The organism is Nonomuraea composti (assembly GCF_012034275.1).
Taxonomy (GTDB): Bacteria; Actinomycetota; Actinomycetes; order Streptosporangiales; family Streptosporangiaceae; genus Nonomuraea; species Nonomuraea composti.
The window spans coordinates 1-915 of the sequence record NZ_JAATEP010000152.1 but is presented as its reverse complement, the minus strand read 5'-3'; the positions used below and the strand labels follow the sequence as shown (position 1 = coordinate 915).

The window sequence follows — 915 nt, the reverse complement described above, 5'->3', positions numbered from 1 at the left end:
TGAGGCTTTTCCAACTTGATCGCGCAGGCCAGCCGGGGAGGCCTCTGGACCGGTTGGCATGAGAAGAGGCCCCCGGTAAGACAGCAGTCGACCAAGATCCGATGCCCCAACCGGGAGCCTCGTTGCTGTCTTATCGTGCTGCGATTCCGCTGTCCAACCACACCCTGATCCGCCTGACCGAGCTCATCCGCGCGCAGCAGGCCGAACGAGGCTGCCGGTGGCGGCGGTTAGCCCCGGCCCAGCAAGCGCTACTGGTCCTGGCCCACCTGCGCAACGGCGACACCTACGCGCGCCTGGCCGCCGGTTTCGCCATCGGCACCACCACCGCCTGGCGCTACGTCCGCGAAACTGTGGACCTTGTGGCCGTCCTGGCCGACGACGTGCACGCCGCCACCGTACGAGCAGCTCGGTTGGCCTACGCCATCCTGGACGGCACCCTCATCCCGATCGACCGCCTCGCCGACGAGCGGCCGTACTACAGCGGCAAACACAAACAGCACGGGATGAACGTGCAGCTACTGGCCGATCCGGCAGGCCGGCTGGTGTGGGCCTCGCCCGCATCCCCGGGTGCCATCCACGACATCACCGCCGCGCGGCAGGTCGGCCTGATCGACGCCCTGACCAGCGCCGGCGTCAAGACCTTCGCAGACAAGGGTTATCAAGGCGCGGGCGGCACCATCCGCACACCGTTCAAGCGGCACCGCCACCGTCGCTGGCTATCAAGCAGCCAGCGAGAGGTCAATCGCTCGCATGCCCGCATCCGCGCCCTAGGCGAGCGCGCCGTCGCGACCTTGAAAGCATGGAAGGTACTGACCAAGCTGCGCTGCTGCCCGCATCGGGCGACCACGCTCGTGCAGGCAATCCTCGTGCTGCAGCTCATCGAAGAGGACCGCTACCCAGGATGAAAAAGGCTCA

1 protein-coding gene is annotated in these 915 nt (G+C 67.0%); it reads left to right on the top strand.

Annotation, left to right across the window (positions count from 1 at the left end):
- Window positions 1-122: 122 nt before the first annotated feature.
- A complete protein-coding gene (locus tag HCN51_RS57745; protein WP_168022230.1) occupies window positions 123-905 on the top strand; it encodes a transposase family protein in 783 nt (260 codons plus the stop codon).
- The last annotated feature ends 10 nt before the right edge of the window (window positions 906-915 follow it).